This is a genomic window from Actinoplanes sp. NPDC000266 (assembly GCF_042899005.1).
GTDB lineage: Bacteria > Actinomycetota > Actinomycetes > Mycobacteriales > Micromonosporaceae > Actinoplanes.
In genome coordinates this window covers 351,585-377,464 of the sequence record NZ_JBIAZI010000003.1, presented here as the reverse complement: position 1 = coordinate 377,464, position 25,880 = coordinate 351,585, and the positions used below count along the sequence as shown (strand labels likewise).

Here is a 25,880-nt window from a genome sequence, read left to right as displayed (position 1 = left end):
TGGCCCGGATTCGTGTCGTCCAGGCCTCGGGGGGATCGGCATGCGCGGGTGGCGTCGGCCGGTCGCCACCGCCCTGGTCCCGGTTCTGCTGGCGCTGGCCGGCAACCTCGCCACCAACACTGTGGACGTCGACGAGGTGTGGTGGGTCCCGGCCGTCTGGGCGGTCACCATCGTTCTCGCCTTCGTGACCGTCGGGCTCGCCGTGCGCCCCTCGGCCCGCCCGCCGGCGGTGGCGCCCGGCGGCGATCTCGATGAGGCCTGCGACTGGCTGGCCCGGGCCCTGCGCGATCGTTACGTGCAGGCCGAGGAGCAGCGGCGGGTGCACACGCCTCCGGTTCTCACGGTCCGGGTCCGGCCGGCCCACGCCGGCCTGTTCGACAGCTGGGCCAACGTCCGGCTCGCGCCGCTGGGCTCCGGCCCGGGACCGCTGAAGCTGAACGGGAAGATGCCCGAGATCGCCCGGCTGTACGGCCGGATCCCGTCCGGGCGGCTGGCCGAGGACCATCCGCAGCTGGCGCCGGGCGTCGCCGCCCAACTCGTCGGGGCCGGGAAGATCCGGCCCCTCCTCGACGGATTCGACGACATCGCGGAAGGCCGGCGCCGCCCGGCGATCGAGCAGTTGAACGTCGCCACCGCGGTGCCGGTCGTGCTGACCTCGCGGCCCCGGGAGTATGCGGCGGCGGTGGCCGGAGGCCCGGTGCTCAGCGGCGCGGCCGGCATCCGCGCGTACCTGCTCGGGCAGCTGATCCCGGCCGTCTATCCGGAGCCGCCGGCGGCCCGGCGGTGGTTCGCCTTCCTGTCCGGCCACTGCGACCGGCGCCGCACCGGGGACGTGGCCTGGTGGCAGCTGCGCGAGCGGGTGCCGCGGGCCCTGCGCGTGGCCGTCTTCGGCGCCGTGCACGGTGCGGCCGCCTTCCTCACCCTGCTGTTGTTCCAGCAGTTGTTCGTGCACTTCAGCGACCAGGGGCGGGCCGCGGTGGGGCCGATCCTGGCGGCGTCCGGGCTCCTGGCTCTCATCGGCGGGTTCACCACGGGCTGGGCCGCCGGCGTCGGCGGGATCTTCGCAGCGTTCGGCGGATCGGCCGTCGGGCTCATCGCCGCCGGCGTCGCGGTTCCGGCCTGCCTGGCGTACGTCCTCACCTCCACCGCCTGGGGTGAGTGGTGCCTGATCACGAGGCCGTACCTGGCCGTGACCGGCCGCCTGCCGTGGCGGGCCGTCCGCTTCCTCGAGAGCGCCCGCGAGCGCGGCGTCCTGCGCCAGTCCGGCGCCGTCTACCGTTTCCGCCACGACGAGTTAGCGAGAGCCCGATGACCCTGTACGCCCACGCCAAGCTGTACGACCTCATGTTCCCGGGCGGCGGCGCCGCCGTCGACTTCTACCGGGCCGCCGCGAGCAAGCAGGGTGGGAGCGTCCTGGAACTCGGGTGCGGCACCGGGAGCAAGCTGATCCCCATCGCGGCGGGCGGGCAACCGTGCACCGGCCTGGACTTCTCGGCCGACATGCTGGCCGAGGCCCGCGGCAAGGCGGCCGAGCGCGGGGTGGCGGCCGACTGGCGACAGGGCGACATGCGGGACTTCGACCTGGGCCGCACGTTCGACTTCGTGTTCATCGCGGCCAACTCGCTGCTGCATCTGCACGAGACCGCGGACCTGGTGAGCTGCTTCCGGTCGGTGCGACGGCATCTGGCGCCGGGAGGACGGTTCGTCTTCGACGTCTTCAACCCGAACGTGCGCCTCCTGGCCGAGGCCGACGGCGTGCGGCGGCGCCGGAAGGCGCTGTCGTTCACGGACCCCGATCGCGGCGCGGTCACCGTCGAGGTCACCGAGATCTACGACGCGCCCGCCCAGGTCACCCGGGGGACATGGCACCTGTCGACCGCGGCCGAGCCCGACTTCGTCGTCGTGCCACTGGAGATCAGGAGCATCTTCCCGCAGGAGCTGCCGCTGCTCCTCTCGCTGGGCGGCTTCCGGCTTGCCGACCGCTTCGGCGACTGGTCGGGCGGCCCCTTCGCACCGGGCGCCTCCCTCCAGCTCTGCGTCTGCGAGCCCGCCTGAGGGAAGCGGGTCTCATCCCCACGAGATGAGGCACCGTGTGCGAGCGGGGCGGCACCATGAGCCGACGGGCCGCTACGGATGAGGTGGGCGCGATGGCAGACGGTCTCGGCAGGTGGCGTGATGCGGCGCTCGGTGCGGTCTTCCAGGCGCAGGACGCGACGGTTCGGATCTTCGTCGATGTGCGTGAGGCGGGGACCGGGGCCGCCGGCCGATTGAACAAGGGCTTGGACGGGCTCGCCGGGCGCGGGGCCACCGAACGGGAACAGGCCGCCGCTGGTCTGCTCGGGCGGGCCGCGCGGGCCAAGACGACCTTCGACGCGGCCGTCATGGCCGTGGCGACCTCCGAGCTGGCCGATCGTGTGGTCGACGCTCAGCTCGAGCGGGTGCTGCGGCCGCTCGTGCGCACCATCCTCGACGATGTGCTCGCCCTGCTGGCCGAGGAGCCGGAACGCATCCAGCCGCTGGTCCGCGGTCAGCGCGACACCATGGTCGACGAGCTCGTCGGCCGCATCCGCAACGGCGCCGCGGCCGGGGACACCGCGGTCGACCGGGTCACCACCCGCGTGCTGCGGCGCGGCGGCGACCCGGTCCCGGTGCCCCCGGCCGAACCGCGGTGAGCGGCACCGGCCTGGCCCAGCCGGTGAAGGTCTACGCCGGGCCGGTCAGCCGCCTGATCGCCTATTTCATCGACGCGCTGCTGGTCACCGGCTTCGGCGCGGCCACCGTGGCCGTGCTGGCCATGGTCGGCGAGGTCGCCGGCATCCTCGTCCGCGAGATGCAGAGCCTGGTGGCCGGGGCGTTCGCGCTGGTCCTGCCGGCCGTCTTCGCCGTCTACTGCGCGGTCTTCTGGCTGCTCGCCGGGCGTACGCCGGGCATGGCCCTGCTGGGCCTGCGGGTGGTCACCGCGGGCGGCCGGCCGATCGGCTGGTTCGCCGCGCTCGTCCGGGGCCTGGTGCTCGGCTATTTCCCGATCGGTGCCGCGTGGATGCTCGTGGACCGCCGGCACCAGGCGATCCACGACAAGATCGCCCGGACCGCGGTGCTGCGCCTGAGCCCGGGATGACGGCCAAGCGCTCCTACCTCCCGGTGATCGTGCTGATCGCCACCACCTACGTGCTCGCCACCTCGCTCGACGGCTACTGGTCGATCTCGGTCGTGCTGCTCGTGCAGGCGGGCACGGTCTGGTACGCGCTGCGGGTCTCGGCCATCCGCCGCGGCGTGCGGGCCCTGGCCGACGTGGTGGTGATCGGGGCGCTGGTCACCGCCGCCTGGAACGTCATCGCCGACGCCGAGCGGATCCTGCTCGCGGCCACCTTCGTCACCGGCAGCGCGCTCTACCTGATCGCGCCCATCGCGATCGTGCGCGACGTGGCCCGCCGCCCGGACGCGGACCGGGAGTTGATGCTGGGGGCGCTCTCGGCGTACCTCATGCTCGGAATGGCCTTCGGTTTCGCCTATCGCTGCATCGCGACGCTCCAGCCGGGCCCGTTCTTCGGGCGGCCCGCGGGCGATGGGACCCTGGCCGACACGCTGTTCTTCAGCTTCGTCACGCTGACCACCACCGGTTACGGCAATGTCGTGCCGGCCGGCAACCCGGGGCAGACCCTGGCCGTGCTGGAGGCTCTGGTCGGGCAGCTCTTCCTGGTCACGGCCGTGGCGAAGGTGGTGGAGGCGTGGCGTCCGCGACTGTGGCACCGGAGCTCGCCGTCTCCTCCAGAGTCGTCCGGAACGCCCGCGCCGCCGGCGACGCCGCCCCGGCCACCCGCTGAGCGGTGAAGATGGTCCGCCGGGGCAGCAGGGGCAGGTCGAGCAGGCGGCACGAGGTCTGCCGGCCGGCCCAGACGAGGTCGGGGATCAAAGCGACCGCGTTGCCCGACTCGACGAGGCGGATGTGGGCCTGCAGGTCGGCGGTCTCGTAGCGTACGTCCGGCTCGAAGCCCGTGCTCCGGCAGAGCTGCTCGGCGAAATGCCGGGAGGCGGCGCCGCGCGGCTCCATCACCCACGGCATCTGCCGGGCCTCGTCCAGTGAAGCCACCGGCCGCAAAGAAAGATCAAGAGCGGGCAGGGCCAGCCGGATCGGGTCGGTGGTCAGCGGGCGCCGGTCGAGGCCGGGATGGTGTGGCGCGGCGTGAGCCGGGTATTGCTCTGCGATCACCATGTCGAAGTCGCGGGCCCAGGTCTCGCGCAGCGCCTCCTCCGGTTCGCGCTGCACCATCTCGACCCGGACGTCGGGAAAGCGGGTGGCCATGGCGAGCAGGGTGGCCGGCATCAGCGCGAGCGCCGCCGACTGGAACACGGCGACACGCACGCGCCCGCTCACGCGCGTCCCGGCCGCCTGGAGGCGGGCCTCGGCCCGTTCCAGGGTGTCGAGCACCTCTCCCACCGACTCGACGAGGACCTCGGCCTGCGGGGTCAGCTGGACGCGGCGGCCGGCCTTGCGCAGCAGCGGCGTGCCGGCCTCCTTCTCCAGCTGGCTGAGCTGCTGCGACACCGCCGACGGGGAGAAGTTGAGTGCCTCGGCCACGGCCGCGATGGTGCCGCGGACGGCCAGCTCGCGCAGCAGCACGAGACGCCGGATCTCGAGCACGGGCACCCCCTGAGAAGCGTAAGAAGAACTGAAGAGTACTCGTCATGAACCGTCGCTTTTCCTGAACGGAACTCGGAAGGACACTTTCGGCATGACTGACGTCGCCCACTCCCAGGCCTTCACCCCGGCCGCGGACAACGAACTCGCCGGCGAGGCGGTCGCCCTGGTCCGCCGCTGGCTGCACGAGGCCGCGACGATCCCGGTGGGCGGTTCCGCCGCGCAACTCGCCGGTGTCCTGAAGGACCCCAAGGGCCTCGCCTTCGCCGTCGGGTTCGTCGACGGCGTCGTCCGCCCCGAGGACCTGAAGGTCAGCGCCCGCGCCCTGCACGCCCTCGCGCCGGACGTGCCGCGCTTCCTGCCGGCCCCGCTGCGCGCCGCGGTGCGCCTGGGCGGCACCCTCGCCCCGGTCATGCCGGGCGTGGTCGTGCCGATCGCCCGCCGCGTGCTGCGCCGGATGGTCGGCCACCTGATCGTCGACGCCACCGACGCCAAGCTCGGCAAGGCCATTTCCAGGATCAAGCGCCGGGACGTACGCCTGAACGTGAACCTCCTGGGCGAGGCCGTCCTGGGCCGCGGCGAGGCCACCCGCCGGCTGCGCGAGACCGAGCGGCTGCTCGGCCGGGCCGACGTCGACTACGTGTCGATTAAGGTGTCGGCCACCGTCGCCCCGCACAACCCGTGGGCGTTCGACGAGGCCGTCGGCCACATCGTCGAGCAGCTGACCCCGCTGTTCCGGCTGGCCGCCACCGCGCCGTCCAAGAAGTTCGTGAACCTCGACATGGAGGAGTACAAGGACCTCGATCTCACGATCGCGGTCTTCACCCGCCTGCTCGAGAAGCCGGAGCTGCGCGACCTCGAGGCGGGCATCGTCCTGCAGGCGTACCTCCCGGACGCCCTGTCCGCGATGATCCGCCTCCAGGAGTGGGCCGCCGGCCGCCGCGCCAACGGCGGCGCCGGCATCAAGGTCCGCCTGGTCAAGGGGGCCAACCTGCCGATGGAGCAGGTCGAGGCGAACGTGCACGGATGGCCGCTGGCCACGTGGAACACCAAGCAGGACAGCGACACCAACTACAAGCGGGTCCTCGACTACGCCCTGCACCCCGACCGGGTCGGCAACGTGCGTCTGGGTGTCGCCGGCCACAACCTGTTCGACGTCGCCTACGCGTGGCTCCTGGCCGGTCGTCGAGGCGTACGGCCGGGAATCGAATTCGAAATGCTTCTCGGCATGGCCGAGGGCCAGGCCGAGGTGGTCCGGCGCGAGGTCGGCGGGTTGCTGCTTTACACCCCGGTCGTACGCCCGGAGCAGTTCGACGTCGCCATCGCGTACCTGATCCGCCGCCTCGAAGAGGGCGCCAGCAGCGACAACTTCATGTCGGCGGTGTTCGAGCTGGACAAGAACGAGGCCCTGTTCACCCGCGAGCGCGACCGCTTCCTGGCGTCCCTCGCGGCCCTGGACGACACCGTGCCGCCGCCGCACCGCGTGGCCGACCGGTTCGCCGCCGTGGCGCCGTCCAAGCCCGGCCACTTCGAGAACACGCCCGACACCGACCCGTCCGTCGCGGCCAACCGCGACCTGGTCCGCTCGGTCCTGGCCCGCGTGCCCGGCTCTTCGCTCGGCGTGGCCACGATCGACGCGGCCCGCGTACGCTCCGAGTCGCAGCTCGACTCCCGCCTGAACGCCGCCGTCGCGGCCGCCGCCGACTGGGGCTCGTTGTCCGGCACGGCCCGCGGCGAGATCCTGCACCGCGTCGGCGAGGCCCTCGAAGCACGCCGGGCCGACCTCATCGAGGTGATGGCGTCCGAGACCGGCAAGACGGCCGACCAGGCCGACCCCGAGGTCTCCGAGGCGATCGACTTCGCTCACTACTACGGCGAGCTCGCGGCCGCCCTCGACGACGTCGACGGCGCCACCCACGTGCCCGAGAAGCTGACGCTGGTCACGCCGCCGTGGAACTTCCCGGTGGCCATCCCGGCCGGATCGGTGCTGGCCGCCCTGGCCGCCGGCTCGGCCGTGGCGCTGAAGCCGGCCGGGCAGGCCGAGCGGTGCGGAGCCCTGCTCGCCGAGATCATCAAGCCGGTCCTGCCCGACGCCGGCCTGCTCACCCTGGTCCAGGTCGAGGAGCAGGCGCTGGGCCGCCAGCTCATCGGCCACGCGCTGGTCGACCGGGTGGTGCTGACCGGGGCGTACGAGACGGCCCAGCTCTTCCGCTCCTTCCGCCCCGACCTGCCCCTGCTGGCCGAGACGAGCGGCAAGAACGCCATCATCGTGACCCCCAGCGCCGACCTCGACCTGGCCGTGAAGGACGTCGTCGCCTCGGCCTTCGGCCACGCCGGCCAGAAGTGCTCGGCCGCCTCCCTGGTCGTGCTGGTCGGCTCGGTGGCCCGCTCGCAGCGCTTCCGCCACCAGCTGATCGACGCGGTGGAGTCGCTGACGGTCGGCTGGCCGTCCGACCCGGAGAGCCAGGTCGGCCCGGTCATCGAGCCCGCCGCCGGCAAGCTGCTGGACGGCCTGACCAAGCTCGGCGCCGGCGAGAGCTGGCTGCTGGAGCCTCGCAAGCTCGACGACAGCGGCCGTCTGTGGAGCCCCGGCATCCGCGACGGCGTCCGGCGCGGCTCGGCGTACCACCGCACCGAGTACTTCGGCCCGATCCTCGGCATCATGACCGCGGCCACCCTGGACGAGGCGATCGACCTGGTCAACGAGGTCGACTACGGCCTCACGTCGGGCCTGCACACGCTCGACCCGGCCGACCTGGGCACGTGGCTCGACCGCGTCCAGGCGGGCAACCTGTACGTCAACCGCGGCATCACCGGCGCCATCGTCCGCCGCCAGCCGTTCGGCGGCTGGAAGCGCTCCGCGGTCGGCGCCGGCACCAAGGCGGGCGGCCCGAACTACCTGGTCGGCCTGTCCGGCTGGCAGCCGGCCCCGTCGCTGTCGGACGCGACGGTCGACCACCCCGCGGTTCGTGAGCTGCTGGCCGCGGTGGACAGCGAGTTCCTGACCCGGTCGGCCCGCAGCGACGCCGCGGCCTGGGCCGCCGAGTTCGGCCGGCTGGCCGACGTGTCGGGCCTGTGGGCCGAGCGCAACGTGCTGCGCTACCTGCCCGTGCCCGTCTCGGTCCGTCTCGCGTCCGGCGCCCCGGTCGAGGAACTGCTGCGGGTCGTGGCGGCGGGCCTGCGGGCCGGAGCCCCGCTCCGCGTCTCGTCGGCGGTGGAACTGCCGGTCCGTCTCCCGGTCGAGGTCACCGTCGAGGACGACGCCACGTGGGCCCGGAGCCTGGACGGCGTCTCCCGCGTACGCCTGATCGGCGGCTCCCTGGCCCAGGTCACGGCGGCCACCGGTGGCCGCCCCGACCTGGCCGTGTGGCACGGTCCGGTCACCGAGGCCGGCCGTGTCGAGATGCTCCCGTTCCTGCACGAGCAGGCCGTCAGCATCACCGCCCACCGCTTCGGCAACCCGGACCGCCTGGCCACCACGGCCCTGTAGGTCCGGCGAACGCCCGGCCGGTCCATTCCGGACCGGCCGGGCGTTCGCGTCCAGGGACCGTGGTGCTCAGTCGAGGCAGAACTCGTTGCCCTCGATGTCCTGCATGACCTGGCACGACTCGTTGTCCTCGTCGGCCGGCAGCAGCCGGACGCGCTTGGCGCCCAGGGCCTCCAAGCGGGTGGCCTCGGCCTCGAGGACGGCCAGCCGTTCGGCCCCGGCCAGGCCGGTGCCGACCCGGACGTCCAGGTGCACGCGGTTCTTGACGACCTTGCCCTCGGGAACGCGCTGGAAGTAGAGGCGCGAGCCCTCCCCGGTGGGGTCGGCGATGGCGAACGAAGAGCCCCGCTCGGCCGGTGGCAGGGAGGCCTCGTACTCATCCCAGGTGGCGAAGCCCTCGGGCGCCGGCGGCTCCACGTAGCCCAGCACCTCGCACCAGAAGCGGGCCACCCGCACGGGCTCGGCACAGTCGAACGTGATCTGGATCTTCCTCACCGGCGCCATCGGGCCACCATAGTGGTTCCGCCCCGTCGCTTACGCCCCAATCAACGGGGGAGACCGGCCCGGACCTGGTCGCCGTGTGCGGGCACCGCCCCGGCGATCGGCGGGGCCAGGACGCCGATGGTGATCAGGGTGAAGGCGGCGTCGCGGTGGCAGACGGCGCTCGGGTGCTCCGGTTCGGCCGCCAGGGCGCCGCCCAGGTGGCGCAGCTCGACGATGACCTGCGGGGAGCCCGACGACGGGCCGGCCACGGCCAGCAGGGCGTCGGCGGCCTCGGCGGGCAGCTCGCGAAGCAGGTCGGTGGCCTCGTGGACCGGCATCGGATCGGCCGGGTCGGCATGGATGGAGCCGATGGCGGCGTACGGGATCGTCTGCACCGTGTCGATCAGCGGGGTGGCGGCGGCTCGGAGGGGGGCGAGCACCTCGGCGCCTTCGTCGACAGAGCCGGTCCAGGCGAAGCGGACGGCCACCGTGAACCGGCCGGCCAGCGGTGGCGGGACGCCGGGCAGCGGCGGCAACTGGAGGAAGGCGATCGACGTGGTGGCCTCGATCGGCAGCGACGACGTCCACGAGCGCCAGGCGTGCAGGACCGTTCCCGCGTCGGCGCCGTCGAAGTAGAGGGCGCCGGCGTACAGCGTGGCCAGCGGCACCAGGTCGAACTCGAGGGCGGTGACGATGCCGAGGGCGCCCTTGCCGCCGCGCACGCCCCAGAACAGCTCGGGTGACTCGGTCGCGGTGACGCGGCGCAGTTCGCCGACGCCGGGGGCCGCGCCGCACAGTGGGGCCAGGCCGTGCGGGGCGGCCGCGTCCAGCACCTGCTGCCAGCGGACGCCGGCGCCGACCCGGGCCCAGCCCTCGGGGTGCACGACGCACTCGTCGAGGCGGCCCGTGTGCACGAGGACGGCACCGTCCAGGGTGTCGGCCAGCCCGTGGCCGGTGGCCTGCACGGCCACCGGGCGCCCGGCCGACGCGGCGAAGCGGACGGCCGCCACCACGTCCCGCGCGTTGCGGGAACGACTTGCGGTTCGCGGAAGAACGGCTTTGAGGAATTCTTGAACGCTTTGTCCGGCACCGATTCCGGAACCGGTACCGGGCCCGATGGTCCCGCTGCCTTGACCGTTCGGGCAACGTCGGTTCCGGAACCACGGCGAGATGTCCGATGGCTGGCGATTCACGCATGGGCATGCCTTGACATGGCGGGGCGTCTATTGCTTCCTGTGATCCAGTTTGTTGCCTCCCCGTTAACGGAAGGACCTCAACGCATGCGCCTTCGGGCTTTACTCGCCGTCGGGCTGACCGTGGTCACCGCGGCCTCGCTCACCGGCACCTCCGCGTCCGCCTCACCCGCGGCCGCCACCAAGAACGCTCCGGCGTTCGGCTCCAACGTGACGATCTTTGATCCGAGCACGCCGATCGCCGAGATACAGGCCAAGCTCGACGCCGCGCACGCCCAGCAGGTCGACAACGAGATGGGCACCCAGCGGTACGCCTTCTTGTTCAAGCCGGGCACGTACGGCACCGACGAGCACCCGCTGCAGATCAAGGTGGGCTACTACACCGAGGTCTCCGGCCTCGGCGCCTCACCGAACGATGTCGTCATCAACGGCAAGGTGGAGGTCTACAACCGCTGCCTGGCCGACGGCGGCACCAGCAACTGCCTGGCCCTGGTCAACTTCTGGCGTACGCTGTCGAACCTGTCCATCAAGGTCAACGGAGCCGGCCAGGACGGTTGCCGGGCCGGCGCCAACTTCTGGGCGGTCTCCCAGGCCGTCTCGATGCGCCGGCTCCAGGTCGACGGCGGTTTCACGCTGATGGACTACTGCACCGCCGGTCCTCAGTACGCCAGCGGCGGCTTCATCGCCGACTCCAAGTTCGGCAACGTCACCAACGGCTCGCAGCAGCAGTGGCTCACCCGCAACAGCAGCGTCGGCCAGTGGTCGAACGCCGTCTGGAACCAGGTGTTCGCCGGTGTCGAGGGCGCGCCCGACGACGCGACGTTCCCGAACCCGCCGTACACCACCCTGGAGCAGAACCCGCTCAGCCGGGAGAAGCCCTACCTGTTCGTCGACGCCAAGGGCAAGTACAACGTCCGCGTCCCGTCGGCGCACCGCAACACCAGCGGCACGTCGTGGGCCGAGGACCAGACCGCGGGCCGGACGATCCCGCTCAGCGACTTCTTCGTCGCCAAGCCGTCCGACCCCGAGTGGCTGATCAACGCTCAGCTTCTGCTGGGCAAGAACCTGCTGCTCACCCCGGGCGTCTACGACATCGACCAGAGCATCCAGGTGCGCCGGCCGAACCAGGTCGTGCTCGGCATCGGTCACGCCACGCTGACGGCCGTCAACGGCGCCACGCCGTTGAAGGTCGGCGACGTGCCCGGCGTGATCGTCGCCGGTGTCACGATCGACGCCGGCCTCAAGGAGTCGAAGACGCTGCTCCAGGTCGGTGACAAGCACGGCCTGAAGATCAGTTCCCCGGCCAACCCGACGACCCTGAGCGACGTCTACTTCCGGGTGGGCGGCCCGCACGTCGGCAAGACCGACACGGCGCTCGAGGTCAACAGCGACAACGTGCTCATCGACCACACCTGGGTGTGGCGCGCGGACCACGGCGTCGAGGGTTTCTCGGGTGACACAGAACGGTGGAAGACCAACACCGGCCGGTACGGCGCCATCATCAACGGTGACAACGTGGTGGCGACGGGCCTGTTCGTCGAGCACTTCCAGAAGTACAACACCGTCTGGAACGGCGAGAAGGGCACCACGGTGCTCTACCAGAACGAGCTGCCGTACGACCCGCCGACGCAGGCCGACTGGATGAACGGCAAGGTCGAGGGTTACGCGGGTTACAAGGTCGGCGACAAGGTGCGCAACCACACGCTCTACGGTGGCGGCGTCTACGTCTTCAACCAGAACAACCCGTCGATCCACACCGAGAACGGCTTCGAGGTCCCGAACCGGCCCGGCGTGAAACTGCACCACATCATGACGGTCAACCTGGCCGCCGGAACCATCGATCACGTCGTCAACGGCGTGGGCGAGGCGGCCGACACGACCAAGATCGGTGTGCCGGTCTACGTCAACGAGTACCCGGCCCCGTAGGTCTTCAGTGAGGGAATGGGCCCGGATCACTCCGGGCCCATTTTCATGGATGCCTCCTGGCGGGGAAAGGCACCCATCCCACTTGTAATTCTGCCTTGATCAACGGCCTCCGCCACTGGACTATCGGCCAATACCGGTTCTGTCCAACATCTGCCACCTCAACGGAGGACCTCGCCGATCTCTCTCATACCGGCCAGGACCTCGGCGGTCCGGTCACCCTGGGCGGGATTCCAGTTCGTCAGTACGGCGTACGGCTGCACCCCTCGAAAGCCGGCCTCAGCCCGGATGCCGTCGTCGGTGCCGGTCTTGTTGCCGAACTCGGCCGGATGCCACAGCGGGTCGGCGTGCCAGGCGCTCGCCACCATCGACAGGTCGGTGTTGGTGCCCAGCCAGGCCCGCATCCGCCGTTCGACCCCGGTCCTGCCGGTGGCGACGCGTTCCATGAGGGCGGCGAGCTCCCCGGCCGACCCCGTCGAGAGGGTGGGCGGGTGGTGGGGTTCGCGCTTGTTCCGTACGAAATCCAGCAGAGCCGTCTTTTCGAAGCCCAGCCCGTCGATGGTGTCGAGGCCGATCCGCTGGAGAAGCACGTTGGTGGCGTAGTTGTCACTGACGGCCGCGATCAGCGCCGCCACGTCGGCCACGGGCAGGGCGTCCACGGCCAGCAGATGCCACAGCCCCGAGTCGGCCACCGCGAGCGCGGGATCGCGGCGGAGCAGCTCACCCGGGTCGAGCTCGCCGCTCTCGAAGCGCCGCGCGGTCTCCATGAGCAGGAGAAGCTTCCCGACGCTGGCGGTTCGAAGCTGCGATCCGGGCTCATGGCCGGCCAGTCCCGGCACCGAGATCGACCACGACACCCCCGGCGTAGCTGCCACCACCCGGTCGACGACTTCCTGCACACTCATGATCAAGACCTTAGAGCGGCGGCAGCATGCCTTCACCGCCGCAGGGCGCGCAAACGTGGAAAACGGGCGCGCCGAGATAACCGGCCGGCGTGGAGACCTTCCCCGACCCGTCACAGCGGGGACAGGGCAGCCAGCCCTCCTCGATGAGCCGCCGGAACCGCCCCTCCTCGCGCCGCCGGGCGCGTCTTCGCAGCAGCCGGCGCAGCCCCACAAGCGCGATGGCGACTCCGACGACGACGAGCGTCAATCCGAAGAGGCCCATGCCGCACGGTAGCCCGTTTTCCTCACCGACACAGCCAGTCATTGGTTCTGACACGCAGCGCGCGCAACCTTGACCGCATGAAGCCGATCGACCGATCCCGCGCGTCCCACTGGGCCGCCGACCTGATCGAAGTGGCTGCCGTGTTCTTCGCGGTCGGCACCGCCCACCTGTTCGTCACATTGCTGGGCGAACGGGCCCACGGCGAGGCGATGCTGGTCGCCAGCGGCGGCATCCTGATAGCCGGGGCCCTGTTGCGCCGCCGCTGGACGCGCCGCCGTCGCCCGGCCCCGAACCGCCACACCGCGATGCCGGACCTGCTGGCCATCCCGGCCGGGGACCGCGAGTTGATGCGCCTGCGCACGACACTGCCCGACCGCCCCGGCACACTGGCCCGCTTGAGCGGCCGCCTGGCCGACCAGGGCATCAACATCCTGGCCATCCAGATACACCCGGCCGAGCACGGAGCGGTGGACGAGCTGCTGATGGCAGTCCCGAGAGGTGTGACCCCCACCGCCGTGATCGACACGGTGACCACCGGCGGCGGCGAGCTGACAGAACTCACGAGAGCCGACATCCACGACTTGGTGGACCCGGCAACCCGGGCCCTGACGATCGCCCGCCGCTCACCCACGGTGGAGGAGGCGATCCGCAGCCTGTTGTCCGCCGACCTGACCGAAAACCCGGTCCCCCAAGCCATCCACAGCGCGGCCTTGCACGACGCGGCCGGCCACCCGCGCTACTTGACGCGCCATTCCCCAGCTTTCACCCCGACCGAGGTCTCCCGAGCCCAAGCGATGATCGACCTCTGCGAGTGGACCCGCTCCCACCCCACCAGCCGTAACAACAATTGACCCGCCGCCCGCGCAGACCGCCGGGTGGCGGGTCGCGCCCAAAGCGAATAACCCCGATTGCGCGCTGACCGCAACGGCGCACAGGCGAGCCCGCCGGGTAGGCGAAATCGTCTTGCCGCCTGGTCCTCGACACGTTCTGCTGCCGCGGCCTCGGCTGGCTTGTCCGCGCGGGCCGGCAGGCGCCGCTTGCGGAGGCGAACGGCGATCGTCCGCGGCGGCCGGCTCCGCTCTTGTCGGGGCCCGGCCGTTCATGTCCTGATCTGAATAATTTTCACTGACCAGCTGGTCGGCCCGGCCTTAGGCATAGCGGCGGGAGATTACGCGAACTTCATCGCACCTTCGTAGCAGAAACGGCGATGGCGGAACGCTACCGTGCGCCGGTGCCAAATCCGAGTCGGTCGTCGGAGACAGCTGCGTCGCGGTTCATTCCTCTTCGGTGGGCAACCCCGACGCAGAATCCGGAATCGACGCCGGGAGGACTCGCAGATCAGCGTCGTTCCGTCCGGCTCTCTTGCCGGTCTGCCCGATGTGCCGAGGGACGACACACTGGTTCGTGAGCGAGACAGCCTTGCGACGTTCGTCGTGCTGGCCGGGCGGCGTCATGGGATCCAGCACAGGTGGGGCATTGCCGCGGGCGAGGTGACCGGCGACCGTCCTCGTACGTCGCGCCCGGGACGAAGTGAAGCGTTGCGCCGGTCTAGGACTGGCCCCACTGCTCTTTGGTGATCTCGAAGCGCACACCGCCGAGCTCGGCGCCCTCGACCTTCATCATGTCCGGGGGAGTTTCGAGGGTGCCGGTGAACGTCAGGCCGGCCTTCTTCATCACGTTCTGGGAACTCTTGTTCAGGGCCATCGTGTCGGCCCAGACGTTGCGCACGCCGAGCTCCGTGAACGCCTTGTCCAGCAACGCCTTCGAGCCCTCCGTGGCGTAGCCCTTGCCCCACGCCGCCTGGCGCAGCCGGTAGCCCAGCTCCACCTCGTCGAGCGGGCCTCCCCGCTCGGGGCGCAGCAGGAACCAGCCGATGAAGGCGCCGCTCTCCTTCTCCTGCGCCGCGAACAGCCCGAACTTGCCGTCCCACCTCTCGTAGGCGGTCAGCAGCCCGGGCAGGATCTGCTCGCGGACGACCTCGGGCGCCGTCGGCTCGCCGCCGGACAGGAAGCGCATGACGGCCGGGTCGCTGTCCAGTTCGATCAGCAGGTCGGCGTCGTCGGCGGTGAACTGGCGCAGGGTCAGGCGTTCGGTGCTCAGGTAGACACTCACGCGCGCATCCTGGTCGATGCCGGCGGAAGAGATCAACGCATTTACCGGCCGTGCACCGAGCCGCGGATGACGGCGATTCGCGTTTCGAGGGGAGCGGCCGGCACCTCGACGAGGGCAAAACCCGCTTGGCGGTACGTCTCCTCGTGGATCCGCTCGAACACCAGTGAGTCCTCGAAGCTGATGCGGCGGGCGGCCGTCGGCTGAACGAAACCCTGGTGGCGGACGAAAAAGACCGTCCGCTCGTAGAGATGCCCGGTCCGCTCGATCTCGGCGCGCAGAGCGGGGGACGGAGCCAAGCCGGCGTAGCGGCTCAGGGCCAGCGTGCAGATGGGGGAGCGGTCGAAGAAGGTGATTCCCCGATCGGCGGCCGCGAGTTGGCGGCGGCGCTGGAGCGCGACGATGTGGTCGATGAAGTCCGGCTCCTGCCACGGCTCCGCGACGCCCAGGGCCTGGCGCAGCGCGATCACATCCGTGGCCGCCTCCTCGACCACCGCATAACCGGCGGTCTCCAGATGGCGCAGCAGGGCCGTCTTTCCCGACCCGGGGGTGCCCGTGAGGATGTATCTCACGCGGCCAGGGCCAGCGCGGCCCGCCGCAGGAAGTCGCGGTTCGAGGCCGTGGCGCGGAGCTGGTCCAGCAGTTGCTTCATGGCTTCGCGGCGGTCGGAGCCGGACAGGGCCCGCCGGACCTGGGTGACCACCGCGCGTTCGCTCGGGGTCAGCAGGGTCTCGTCGTGGCGGGTGCCCGAGGCGAACAGGTCGATCGCCGGGAACTGGCGGGACTCGGCCAGCGAACGGTCGAGTTTCAGCTCGGCGTTGCCGGTGGACTTGAACTCCTCGAAGATCAGCGTGTCCATGGCCGAGCCGTTCTCGACCAGCGCCGTGGCGATGATGGTCAGGGAGCCGCCGTCCTCGATGTTGCGGGCCGCGCCCAGGAAACGCTTCGGCGGATAGAGGGCCGTCGAGTCGAGGCCGCCGCTCAGCGTGCGGCCGCCGCCGCGGGCCATCAGGTTGTACGCCCGGCCCAGGCGGGTGATGGAGTCGAGCAGCACGACCACGTCCTCGCCCCGCTCGACCAGGCGTTTGGCGCGTTCGATGGCCAGCTCGGCCACGGCCGCGTGCTCCTGCGGCGGCCGGTCGAACGTCGCCGCGATCACCTCGCCCTTGACCGTGCGCCGCATGTCGGTGACCTCCTCGGGGCGCTCGTCGACGAGGACGACCATGAGGTGGCATTCGGGGTTGTTCACGGCGATCGCGTTGGCGATCTGCTGCAGGATGATCGTCTTGCCGGCCTTGGGCGGGGCGACGATCAGCGCGCGCTGGCCCTTGCCGATCGGCGTGACCAGGTCGATGACCCGGGTCGTGAGAATGTGCGGCTCGGTTTCGAGGCGGAGCCGCTCCTGCGGGTAGAGCGAGGTCAGCTCGTAGAAGTCGGGGCGCTTTCCGACCGGGTCGATCTGGAGCGTGGCCGGTTTGGTGCCGACCCGCTTGGCGGTTCCGTGGACGCGGTCGCCGCGGCGGAGGCCGTGACGGCGTACGTCATGGATGTTGACCGGAATGTCCTTGGGTCCTGGCAGGTAGCCGTCGGCGCGCAGCCAGGCGCGGTCGTCGACGATGTCGAGCAAAGCATCGACAGGAATGGATGAAATGGGTTCGCTCATAGAGCACTCCTGAAGGAGAGTGGGAAAAGGGCCGGAAACTCACGGCCGAAAAGGGGGATCTCCGGGGGCTGTACGCCACAGCCGGAACCCAACTGCCGCTAACGGTAACATGGGGGCCACCGCGAGTTTGCCCCCCGTACGTCTGCGGGGTATGGAATGCGGCGTGCACCACGCCAACCACTACTACGGTCATTCGGCCGTCCTGGCCCGCTACTGCGGCCTCGACGACACCGAGGCCCCCCGCATCCAGGGCTACCTCCAGCACGGCTGGAACATCGGCGACGGCCTTGCCCCCGACCACGAGTTCGTGCCGGGCGTGGCCAAGTTCGTCTGGTCCGAGCGGGTCCGCCGCCGCGCCTGGTCGCTCGGGCGGCGCGATGTGTACGTGGTCGGCGCGCCCTGGGCGTACCTCCTGGCCCTGGAGCCGGACCAGGCGCCGCAGCGCGAGGGAACCATCTGGTATCCCTTCCACGGCTGGGAGGGCCAGCACATCCTGGGCAGCCACGAGGGCCTGATCGCCGAGATCAAGGAGACCGAGCCGGGTCCGGTGACCGTCTGCCTGTACTGGCAGGAATATCGCGACCGGAGCGTGCGGGCGACGTACGAGAAAGCGGGTTTCCGGGTCATCTGCCACGGCTACCGAGGCGGCTGGTGGAAGGACCTGGATCCCGGGTTCCTCTACCGCCAACTCGCCGAGCTGCGCAAACATTCCCGGGTGGCCTCGAACCGGCTGTGCAGCGCCGTCTTCTACGGCACGCTGGCCGGCTGCGAGCCGGCCGTCTACGGCGACCCGATGCAGCTGGAGAACGAGAAGTCCGCGTTCGGCGGCCAGGCCCGGATCCTGCGCGAGTGGTCTGACATGATCGGCGCCGAGGTCGACCTCCGCACCGCGCGCCGCATCGCCGTCGCCGAGCTCGGCGCCGACCGTCTCCTGCCACCGGCCGAGCTGCGCCGCCTGTTCGGCTGGCCGGTCCCGCGCAGCACCGAAGACATCGAACTGACCGGAGTTATGACCCCATGACCGTGACCCTGCTCGGCGGCGAGATGCTCAACTGGTCCGACCGTTCTCCGGCGGGCTCGTCCCTGCTGCCTCTGGTCAAGACCATTTCCGGTCGTACGCTCGTAGCCGGCCCCCACACGCAAGAGCTGATCTCCGCCGTGCCCGCCGGCCAGGTCACGGTCCTGCTCCGGGGCCAGACCGACGCCGAAGAGGTGGCCGCCCTGGGCGCCGAGGTGTGGTGCGGCAGCCTGGAGAAGGCGGCGGCCGCCCCGGCCTTCGACACGATCGTCGCCCTCGACGGCCTCGACCGCCTCTGCTCGGTCGAGGCGGAAACCCTCGACGGCTGGGACGAGCGCCTGGCCCACCTGCTGGCCATGCTCCGCCCCGGAGGCCGCCTGCTGCTGGCCGTGGAGAACCTGTTCGGCCTGCACCGCCTGCTGACCCTGCCCCGCCCCTTGACCGACGACGAGTGGCTGGTCCCCGACGACCGCGACCCGCGCCGCCCGGCCGGCCTGGCCGCCCTGCGCGACCGCCTGTCCGCCGCCGGCTTGTCGACCGAGCGCGAGTACGCCGTGTACGGCGACGCCCTCCTCAGCCGCTCCCTGCTCACCGACCGCGACGTGGCGGGCTTCCTCTCAGCCACCCTGGCCGGCTTCCACGTCGAGGACTCCCTGGCCGACGCGGCCACCCTGGCCACCCGGGCCCTGCGCCACAGCATGGCCGCCGACCTGGCCCCGTCCTGGCTCGTGATCGCCGACCGCGACGCCGGCAACCGGCCCACCCCCGACGCCGTGGTGGACGGCCGCGCGCTTTCGGTCGCCGAGCTGCCACCGGGCCGTACCCTCGAGGACCTGCTCTCCGCGGCCGCCCAGCAGCGCGACCTGCCCACCATGCGCGAGCTGCTGACAACGTGGCAGAAGAGCCCCGCCGCCGGGGTACCCGCGGCCCAGGTCGTGGTCGCCCCCTCGGGCGATCTGACCCCGCTGGCCCCCGCCGGCGACCCGCTGCTGGCGCTGCGCCACTTCGCGGCCGCCGCCATCCACGGCGACATCGCCCACCTGTGGCCGGCCCCCGCCGAGGAGGCGGAGCTGACCGCCCTGATCGCCGCCATGACGGGCCGCGAGGCCGAACCCGCGGACATCCCGCCGCTGCCGCCCCGCCCCACCCCCGAATCGGTGCGCGAGCTGACCGCCGACCGCGACCGCCTGACCCGCGAACTGGCCGAGGCCCGAGCCAGGCACGCCTTCTACGAGCAGCAGATCCGAAGCCGGGACGCCGAACTGAAGCGCGTCCGCCAGATCAACGCGGTCCTGTCCGCCACGGCCCCCGGAAAGGCAGTCCTGGGCGGCCTGAAGGCAGGCCGCCGAGCCGTCCGAGCGGTAGTCAAGCGAGGACGCGGTTAGGCGCACTTGATGCAGAAGCGAGCGAACGGCCGCACGGCGAGCCGTTCCGCGCCGATCGGCTGGCCGCAGCGCTCGCAGACGCCGTAGGAGGCGTCATCCACCCGGCGCAGCGCGTCGTCGACTTCGGCGATCCGCTCCCGGGCCGCGGCCAGCAGGGCCGTGAGCTGGGCGCGCTCGAAGCCGATGGTCGCACCTTCCGGATCGTGCTCGTCGTCAGCGTTCGAGTCCCTTGATGCCGCGAACAGAGCTTCCAGATCACGGGCCAGCGTCGCCGCTTCGGCTTCAGCACTCACCCGCAGCCGCACCAGCTCATCCCGGACCATCACCGAAGCTTAGGACGGCCGTGGAAACTCCATGAGGTTGAGACGAAGCTCGCTGACGGTCGACACCAGCGTCGGGGCGTCGATGTAGTCCATCAGCCCGGCCCGCCGCATGAGCACCATCAGGTCACGGACGCCGGCCTTGCTGAGCCGATTGTCCCGCCCCTCGACGGCCAACTCGTCGGTCTGCTGCCGATCGAGCAGGCGTACCACGAACGCCAGCGCGTGCCGCATGAGATCAGGCGCTGGTCCAGCCTCGGAGAACACCGGATTCGGCAGGACAACCACCAGCCCGGGTAGCCGGATGCCGTCCCACCGTCCGCGATCGATGTTGTGCGGGACGTCCACGGTGGGAATGAGCACCGTTGTCCGTCGGCCATCGTTGTCGTACGCCCAAAGTTGCCGTAACGCGGGATGCGCGTCAGGCGGCGGATGACCCGCGACGGAGCGAAGCCACCGCGGCTTCTCCTTCGCCGCCCGGCGCCAACGCAGATCAAGAAGCTGAGCGTTCAAGGTGACTTCGATGCTTGTGATCTCCCAGCTGTCGACGAACAACTCGCCGTAGAAGCTCGCCGGGTCGGGGCGGCACAGCATCGGCACGTCCGGCAACGCCGCGGACCAGTGCTTCCACGACCGCATGACGTCACGCAGGGAGGAGTGATTCGGGGCCGCGGCCAGCAGCAACTCGGCCCGCGCGGTGACGTCGCTCTCGACCGAGGCGAGCTCAGTGTGCGGCTCCAGCTCGGTCAGCGACATCAGCCGGCGGGAAGTGGCGCTCTCCACCACGTACGCGGGTATCTCGGCGGCCGCCGCGGCGGCCATCGCCGGATTGAGCGGCGCCCCATCGAGCAAGGGCGCGACCAGGCAGTTCGCTTCCGAGGCGGCGGCGCCTGGCGACAGCCGTTCCTCCGCCACCAGCCGGCGTAGTTCCTGGCGTACGTCACCGGCGAGCGTCTGGTAGACGCTCCGGAGCAGCCGGTCGAGCGCCGGTGTCCGTTCCAGCTCCGTCCGTGCCAGGTTGGTCCGCGGGCTGTCATGCCCTACCGAGTTGACGAGGCAGACGATGTCCGTGGCCTGGTAGCCCGGCGAAGCCGTGGTGACCCGTACGCCCTCGACGCAGATGCCGAGCTGCCGCTCGACGAGATCCCGATCGAACTGACCGAGGAACGGCGGACTGGTCAACGCGGCGAGGTGGCTCTGCCCGGGCACCCGCCGCCGGTTCACCGCGTACGCGATCTCCACTCCGCCCATCATGGCGCCGCGCACTTCCACGTGCTGCATGCGGTCGGCCAGGGCTCCGAACAGCGCCGCGGACAGCGCCTCGCGGACGTTCTCGTGCCCGATCGCCACCTCTTCGCCGTCGCCGGTCGTCACGGCCACCGAGCAGCCGGGCACGACGACCCACCGTCGCAGGGTCTCGGTCACGTCAGCCAGATCGGCCGAGGGCCGCAGGTGAAGCCGGACGCTCGTGCCGTGTTGCCGGCACAACTCCGGATTCTCGGCGCTGTCCTTCGGCAGCAGCCGCATCAGATAGCTGCTATGGACCGACTGCAACGTCAGCGACCGGGCGGAGTCGTCGTCCTCGTGCGCCGTAATGATCTCGACGTGGTCGGAAACCATGAAGACCGCGAGAAAGCCGATGCCGAAACGGCCGATAGGGCTGAACGAATGGTGCGCGCGCCGGAAGGCGGGGCTCTGATAGCGGGATGAGCCGGCCCGGAGGAGGTACTCCTCGAGGACCTCCCCGGTCATCCCACTGCCGTTGTCCTCGACGCTCAGCACGCGCTCGCCGGGGTCCCACCGGACGACGACCTTGCCGCCGGCGTCGTCATGCTGCAACCGGACCGCGTCGATCGAGTTCTGGACGAGCTCGCGGACCACGACGTTCGCGTCGTTGTAGAGCGTGTGACCGATCAGAAGCTCGAGCATCGGCGCGGGATCGAAGCCGAAGCGAAAGCTCCGAGCGACGAATCCCGTGGCCTGGACGAATTGTTGATCGACTCGCTGCCACGGGTAGTCGTGCCCACTGCCGAACTTCGGGGCCGACCGAGCCAGAATACGATGACATCGGGTGACCTCCGCTTCCGTGTACCGCAGGTATCCGGTCAGCGCGAAGAACTGCGCCGCGTCGGAGACCACTGCGTGCACCTCGATGACGGATCGGGGCAGCTGGGCGTCATGGTTGCCGTCCGGGTCGACGGCGACCTGCGATCGCACGGCGCGAACGGGTGTGCCGGCCGTCCAGCGAAGGTCTGTCCCGGCGTCGCTCGCATGCAGAAGGCGCTGTGGCACCGAAGGCCTACGGCTGCCGGTGATGGCGAGCAGGTCCGCACTGAGAAGAAGCGCCGCCAGGTACTGCAGATTCACCGCCTCATCCCGGGTCGGGCCGTACGGCCGGCTGACCGGGTATCTGTCGGTGTCGTCGAGGTCCATACGGTGGTGGTTGCCGCACAGGAGAGCCAGATCGCTTCGTACTTGCCGGTCGAACGGCTCGACCAGCGCGCCCACGAGGCGGGACAGCCGCCGATCGAGGCCGAGGCGGACATCGGGCTCCCCGAGGATCCAGGAAGCCAGACGAGTAGCGTGGTTCTGGCGAACGAACTCGTCGTAGAGAAATTTCTCTCGCTCCCCGGCCGGCAGCTGTGCGACCGTCATGCCGAAGTCGCCGGAATCCAGGTCGCGAAGAAACGTCGCGAAACCTGTCTCTCCCCGCGCCTCGTACTCCCGTTCGGTCACGACCAAGCCGAGATCGTGAAGGTACGTCGAAAGGGTGAGAAGCAGCCAGTCCCACGACGTCATGTGGATGCGCGTTGATGGGGAGATCAGCCACTCATAGAGGTCGAGCATTTCGTCGATGTTCGCCGAACCGCCGAGAGCCTGGCTGATCTCCCCGCGGAGCACGGCCAGGTCGATGCCTGAGGCGGACGGCCAGCGCAGTGCCTCGGCGGCCAGGGACTCGGCGGAAGTAGTCATCGATCTCGCTTTCTGCACCGGGATCACTGGTCGGACAGGCGCAGCGCCGTGCCGATGAGTCGCCGTACGCGGCTGAGGTCGGGTGGAGGAAGCGACCGCAGGACAGCCGTCATCCACGGTGGCACCCAGGCGGACACGATGCCACCGGACAGGGGGATGTTCTCCTGAAGCCATGACTCCGCCGGTCGCGCGAAGCTGACAGCGGGAATGTCCACGGCCGGCTCGTCGAAGGCGGCGTTCCGGATGCCGAGTTCGGCGGTGATCCCGATCAGCCACCAGGCGAAGCGGGAATTGTTCTGGAGCAGCGCGGCCGCCTCGGGGCTCAGGAGCCCGGCCGAACGGCGGGCCTCCTCGGCCAATGGGCCCGGATCGGTCCTGCCCGCCGAGAAACCGGTGACCTGACCGGCGCCGTCCGCCGCCGGCTCGGCGCTGGTCTGTGCCGAGACCCGGTCGAACTCGTCATAGGTGCCCGCCGCCAGTTCGGCGCCGAGGAACCGCTGCGCGCCTCGGAAGAACTCCTTAGGCGTCAGCACCAGCAACTCGGCATCGGCCCGTGCGGCGAGTTCGTCGTTCAGCGCGGGCCACGGTCGCATCGGTGATCCGTTGCTGTCGTGCTCGTACCAGTCCGGTTTCGTGTCCCGGGACACAAGCAGCACACGCCGTGGGCGAGGCAGCGTGCCGGCGTGCCGGATGATCTCCTCCCACAACAGGAAGTCTCCCGCCGAGTGCAGGTCGGTGCTCTTGCCCTTGTCCTCGAAGCCGGGTGGGATGCGGTTGGGGAATCGGTAGGTCGTTGCGTGATCCACCAGACGCCGCAGTTCCGCCTCGGCGATCGGCTCACCGATCCGGGAGCCGAACAGGGCGGCGATCTCCGGCAGGAGAGGGTCGTCGGAGCCCATCGAGGCCGGCGTGAGATCGGTGGATTCACGAAGGCGCCGCACGTGACCGATGAGGACTTGGTGCCATTCCCGGAGCTGGCTGTCGATCGCCTTGTTGGTCATCGATCCGGTCAACTCGTCCGCGCCGTGATCGTCGCGGGCCAGGTCGCGCAGCAGGGCGGCTACCGCGTCCCGAGCGCGCCCGATCGAGCGGGCCGCCTCCTGAAAGCTGGTGTCGACGTTCTTGCTCGCGGAAATGAGTGCCTGGTGCCGGTCCCTGACGGTGCGCGTGCGGTTGCGGACGAACTCGAGGCCGACCTGGTGCGGTAGCCAGAGCCGATGCTGCGCGGCGACCAGATGCAACGCCTCGAGCACCTGTTGACGAGCCGTCGGCGTGTAGCGGTACAAGTCGAGGAGCACATTGGTGTCCAGAACCACGACGGCGGAGCCGAAGAAGGACCGCGCGGCATCATCGTCGACAGAGACCGGCAGAGGGGACAGCCAGGCCCGGTAACGGGTCAGCAGCAGCGGCTCGTCGTCCGGGGTGCTCATGCGTCACTCTTTATCACAAGGCTTCAGGCGAGCGGGCTGACGCGGCTACAGGAGCGAGTCGTAGAGGTCCTCGAGGCGGCGGGACTGGGTGGTCACGTTGAAGTTCTCGGCGGCGTGGGATCGGGCTCGCTGTCCCATGGTCTCGCGCAGGGCCGCGTCGTCCAGGAGCTTGCGCAGGTTGGCCGTCAAGGCCTCGCGGTCGCGCTCCGGGCCCAGCAAACCTGTCTCGCCGTCGATGACTGCTTCGGGGATGCCGCTGTGGTGGGTGGAGACCACTGGCAGGCCCAGGGCCGCCGCCTCGACGATTGTCGTGGGCAGGCCCTCCGTGTCGCCGTCGGCAGCGGTCTTCGACGGGGCGGCCAGCACCCGCGACTCGGCGAGCAGGCGGTAGACCTCGGACGCCGGCCGGGCGCCGGTGAATGTTGCGTCTGTGCCGGTTCTGGCGGCGTACGCACGAATCTCCGGAAGCAGCGGGCCGTCGCCGATCAGCACCGCTCTGGCCGAGCCGAGCGCAGCGAGGGAGGCGATCAGGTCGTCGGCGCCCTTCTTCTCGACGAAGCGGCCCACGAACGCCACGTCCCACTTCTTCTCCGCGGCCGGTACCGCTGCCGGGACCGGAACGCCCGTGTAGTGGACCCGGACCTTCGCCGGGTCGGCGCCCCAGCCGATCGCCTTGTCGCGGATCACCTCGGAGACCGCGATCAGCAGGTCGGCCCGCTGGAACACCGCGCGCAGGTTGCGGCGGTAGCGCAGGCCGTGCGCGCCCGAGGACTGCGGCTGACGGGTCACGTCGTGGCCGTGCAGGGTCACCACCAACGGGACGCCGATGCGCTTCGTCTCGCCCGAGACCAGCCAGCCGTCGCCGCCGAAGTGGGCGTGCACCAGATCCGGTCGCGCGCCGGCCAGCAGCAGGCGCAGGCGGGGGGAACTGCCGGTCAGGCGCAGGCGCAGGAACGTGCGGCTGTCCTCCGGCGACGGGTACGCGATCAGGTCGGTGTCGCGGGACAGGATCGAGTCGACCTTCGTGGCGCCCACGTAGACCGGCTGCCAGCGGGTCAGGCTGTCGGCCTGGTTGCGGATGAAGGTCTCCGAGGCCGGCAGCATGGCGCTGCGCCAGACGGCGACGCGCCGGGCGGGCTCAGGCATCGGCGGTCTTACGGCCGAGGACCGCGTCGCGCAGGCGGTGGCGGACGGACGGGGGCAACGCCCAGATCTGGAGGTACGTCACGTAGTCGATGGCGCCGGGACGGCCGTTCGACCGGGCCTCGTCGAGGAGCTCGCGGAACACCTTCGTGCTGCGGGTCGGCGCGGCCATGGAGCTGAGGACGCTCATCGTGAAGGCAGCGTACGCCCGCGGGGTGAACAGGTCGCGGCTGGCGCGCAGCCAGGCGAGCTGTTCCTCCCACGGGTTCTGCAGGCTGATCCGCTCGCGGTTCTCGTCCTGGTGCCACAGCACCAGTGCCTCGGGGGCGTACAGCAGCTCGACGTCCTCGTGCTGGAGGGCGCGCAGCGTCCAGTCGAGCTCCTGTTGCCGGCGCAGGCCCACGGTGAAGGGCACGCGCTTCAGCAATTCGGTCGGGGCCATGATGGTCGACGTCTGGATGAAGCCGTCGCCGTAGAACAGGCCGCGCCGCACGGTCAGATATTCGCTGAGCGGCTCGCCGGCCTCGGGCAGGCGGCGTGGCATGACCGAGTCGGCCCTGGGGGTACGGCTGATCATCCTGGTCGCGACGATGGGGGAGGCCAGCTTCGAGGTCGCCGCGAGGGCCAGCTGCGTCTCCAGCTTGGCCGGCAGCCACTCGTCGTCGTCGTCGAGCAGGGCGACCCAGCGGCCGCGCGCGTTGGTGACGCCCTGGTTGCGGGCGTTCGGCGCTTTTCCGCTCTCCGGAAGCTCGACGACCCGCAGCCGATCATCTTTCAGGAGGGAGAGCGCCGACGACGTCGGGGCGTCCGGGCCGTCGATGACGACGATGACCTCGAGGTCGCGGTGCGTCTGCCCGAGCGCGCTCTGCACGGCGCGCACGGCGAGCTCCGGGCGGTTGCGCGTCGGGATGACGACGCTGACGTCCGGTTGTGAGGACATGGCGACC

At 70.6% G+C, this 25,880-nt stretch carries 21 protein-coding genes and 2 pseudogenes; 10 read left to right on the top strand and 13 right to left on the bottom strand.

The annotated features are described in order from the left end of the window. Positions 1-40: 40 nt before the first annotated feature. From ACFY36_RS13270 to ACFY36_RS13250, 5 genes and pseudogenes are all read left to right on the top strand, one after another. Complete coding sequence (locus ACFY36_RS13270; RefSeq protein ID WP_499746188.1) at positions 41-1,312, top strand: hypothetical protein; 1,272 nt, start codon at positions 41-43, stop codon at positions 1,310-1,312. Then, complete coding sequence (locus ACFY36_RS13265; protein WP_499746187.1) at positions 1,309-2,055, top strand: class I SAM-dependent methyltransferase; 747 nt, start codon at positions 1,309-1,311, stop codon at positions 2,053-2,055. The genes ACFY36_RS13270 and ACFY36_RS13265 overlap by 4 nt, the downstream gene beginning before the upstream one ends. A 92-nt stretch (positions 2,056-2,147) precedes the next feature. After that, on the top strand, positions 2,148-2,672 hold the full coding sequence (locus ACFY36_RS13260; RefSeq protein WP_499746186.1) for a hypothetical protein: 525 nt from the start codon (positions 2,148-2,150) through the stop codon (positions 2,670-2,672). Beyond that, the gene (locus tag ACFY36_RS13255) at positions 2,669-3,118 is read left to right on the top strand and encodes an RDD family protein (protein WP_499746185.1); all 450 of its coding nucleotides are present in this window, start codon (positions 2,669-2,671) and stop codon (positions 3,116-3,118) included. The genes ACFY36_RS13260 and ACFY36_RS13255 overlap by 4 nt, the downstream gene beginning before the upstream one ends. Beyond that, a pseudogene (locus ACFY36_RS13250) lies at positions 3,115-3,669 on the top strand (ion channel); the annotation flags it as partial. The gene ACFY36_RS13255 and the pseudogene ACFY36_RS13250, both read left to right, overlap by 4 nt. Positions 3,670-3,700: 31 nt before the next feature. On the opposite strand, the gene ACFY36_RS13245 reads toward ACFY36_RS13250, so the two are convergent. Further along, complete coding sequence (locus tag ACFY36_RS13245) at positions 3,701-4,642, bottom strand: LysR family transcriptional regulator (protein ID WP_499746184.1); 942 nt, start codon at positions 4,640-4,642, stop codon at positions 3,701-3,703. 91 nt (positions 4,643-4,733) lie between these two features. Here ACFY36_RS13245 and ACFY36_RS13240 point away from each other — a divergent pair, with 91 nt between their 5' ends. Continuing rightward, the gene (locus ACFY36_RS13240) at positions 4,734-8,129 is read left to right on the top strand and encodes a bifunctional proline dehydrogenase/L-glutamate gamma-semialdehyde dehydrogenase (protein ID WP_499746183.1); all 3,396 of its coding nucleotides are present in this window, start codon (positions 4,734-4,736) and stop codon (positions 8,127-8,129) included. Positions 8,130-8,195: 66 nt separating this feature from the next. Here ACFY36_RS13240 and ACFY36_RS13235 read toward each other — a convergent pair whose 3' ends face one another. Next, the gene (locus ACFY36_RS13235; RefSeq protein WP_499746182.1) at positions 8,196-8,630 is read right to left on the bottom strand and encodes a VOC family protein; all 435 of its coding nucleotides are present in this window, start codon (positions 8,628-8,630) and stop codon (positions 8,196-8,198) included. A gap of 41 nt (positions 8,631-8,671) precedes the next feature. Further along, positions 8,672-9,802 (bottom strand): FAD-binding oxidoreductase, encoded by a 1,131-nt coding sequence (locus tag ACFY36_RS13230; protein ID WP_499746181.1) that lies wholly within the window; start codon positions 9,800-9,802, stop codon positions 8,672-8,674. Between the two features lie 87 nt (positions 9,803-9,889). Between ACFY36_RS13230 and ACFY36_RS13225 the strand changes: the two genes are divergently transcribed. After that, on the top strand, positions 9,890-11,728 hold the full coding sequence (locus tag ACFY36_RS13225; protein WP_499746180.1) for a pectate lyase-like domain-containing protein: 1,839 nt from the start codon (positions 9,890-9,892) through the stop codon (positions 11,726-11,728). A 158-nt stretch (positions 11,729-11,886) separates the two neighbouring features. Here ACFY36_RS13225 and ACFY36_RS13220 read toward each other — a convergent pair whose 3' ends face one another. Together ACFY36_RS13220 and ACFY36_RS13215 are read right to left on the bottom strand one after the other, a co-directional pair. Further along, complete coding sequence (locus ACFY36_RS13220; RefSeq protein WP_499746179.1) at positions 11,887-12,630, bottom strand: serine hydrolase; 744 nt, start codon at positions 12,628-12,630, stop codon at positions 11,887-11,889. A gap of 10 nt (positions 12,631-12,640) precedes the next feature. Then, positions 12,641-12,892, bottom strand: a complete 252-nt coding sequence (locus ACFY36_RS13215; protein ID WP_499746178.1) for a hypothetical protein — start codon at positions 12,890-12,892, stop codon at positions 12,641-12,643. 77 nt (positions 12,893-12,969) lie between these two features. On the opposite strand from ACFY36_RS13215, the gene ACFY36_RS13210 reads away from it, so the two are divergent. Then, positions 12,970-13,743 (top strand): ACT domain-containing protein, encoded by a 774-nt coding sequence (locus ACFY36_RS13210; RefSeq protein ID WP_499746177.1) that lies wholly within the window; start codon positions 12,970-12,972, stop codon positions 13,741-13,743. Positions 13,744-14,440: 697 nt separating this feature from the next. Here the strand turns inward: ACFY36_RS13210 and ACFY36_RS13205 are convergent. The 3 genes and pseudogenes from ACFY36_RS13205 to rho all read right to left on the bottom strand — a co-directional run. Then, positions 14,441-15,004 carry a GNAT family N-acetyltransferase gene (locus ACFY36_RS13205; RefSeq protein WP_499746176.1) on the bottom strand — a complete coding sequence of 188 codons (564 nt, stop codon included), beginning with the start codon at positions 15,002-15,004 and terminating at the stop codon, positions 14,441-14,443. A 41-nt stretch (positions 15,005-15,045) separates the two neighbouring features. Further along, positions 15,046-15,573 (bottom strand): AAA family ATPase, encoded by a 528-nt coding sequence (locus tag ACFY36_RS13200; protein ID WP_499746175.1) that lies wholly within the window; start codon positions 15,571-15,573, stop codon positions 15,046-15,048. Continuing rightward, positions 15,570-16,664 (bottom strand): annotated as a pseudogene (gene rho, locus ACFY36_RS13195) (transcription termination factor Rho); the annotation flags it as partial. The pseudogene rho and the gene ACFY36_RS13200, both read right to left, overlap by 4 nt. Before the next feature lie 163 nt (positions 16,665-16,827). Between rho and ACFY36_RS13190 the strand changes: the two are divergent. Together ACFY36_RS13190 and ACFY36_RS13185 are read left to right on the top strand one after the other, a co-directional pair. Continuing rightward, positions 16,828-17,685, top strand: a complete 858-nt coding sequence (locus ACFY36_RS13190) for a hypothetical protein (protein ID WP_499746174.1) — start codon at positions 16,828-16,830, stop codon at positions 17,683-17,685. Then, complete coding sequence (locus ACFY36_RS13185) at positions 17,682-19,067, top strand: class I SAM-dependent methyltransferase (RefSeq protein ID WP_499746173.1); 1,386 nt, start codon at positions 17,682-17,684, stop codon at positions 19,065-19,067. The genes ACFY36_RS13190 and ACFY36_RS13185 overlap by 4 nt, the downstream gene beginning before the upstream one ends. Here the strand turns inward: ACFY36_RS13185 and ACFY36_RS13180 are convergent. From ACFY36_RS13180 to ACFY36_RS13160, 5 genes are read right to left on the bottom strand one after another with little or no spacing between them, the layout of a single operon-like run. Next, a complete protein-coding gene (locus tag ACFY36_RS13180) occupies positions 19,064-19,390 on the bottom strand; it encodes a TraR/DksA family transcriptional regulator (RefSeq protein WP_499746172.1) in 327 nt (108 codons plus the stop codon). The genes ACFY36_RS13185 and ACFY36_RS13180 overlap by 4 nt on opposite strands. A gap of 9 nt (positions 19,391-19,399) precedes the next feature. Next, complete coding sequence (locus ACFY36_RS13175; protein ID WP_499746171.1) at positions 19,400-22,360, bottom strand: HD domain-containing protein; 2,961 nt, start codon at positions 22,358-22,360, stop codon at positions 19,400-19,402. A gap of 23 nt (positions 22,361-22,383) precedes the next feature. Continuing rightward, a complete protein-coding gene (locus ACFY36_RS13170) occupies positions 22,384-23,790 on the bottom strand; it encodes a PIN-like domain-containing protein (RefSeq protein ID WP_499746170.1) in 1,407 nt (468 codons plus the stop codon). 45 nt (positions 23,791-23,835) lie between these two features. Further along, positions 23,836-24,936 (bottom strand): glycosyltransferase, encoded by a 1,101-nt coding sequence (locus tag ACFY36_RS13165; protein ID WP_499746169.1) that lies wholly within the window; start codon positions 24,934-24,936, stop codon positions 23,836-23,838. Next, positions 24,929-25,873: a glycosyltransferase family 2 protein gene (locus ACFY36_RS13160; RefSeq protein WP_499746168.1), complete on the bottom strand. Its 945-nt coding sequence runs from the start codon at positions 25,871-25,873 to the stop codon at positions 24,929-24,931. The genes ACFY36_RS13165 and ACFY36_RS13160 overlap by 8 nt, the downstream gene beginning before the upstream one ends. Positions 25,874-25,880 lie beyond the last annotated feature (7 nt).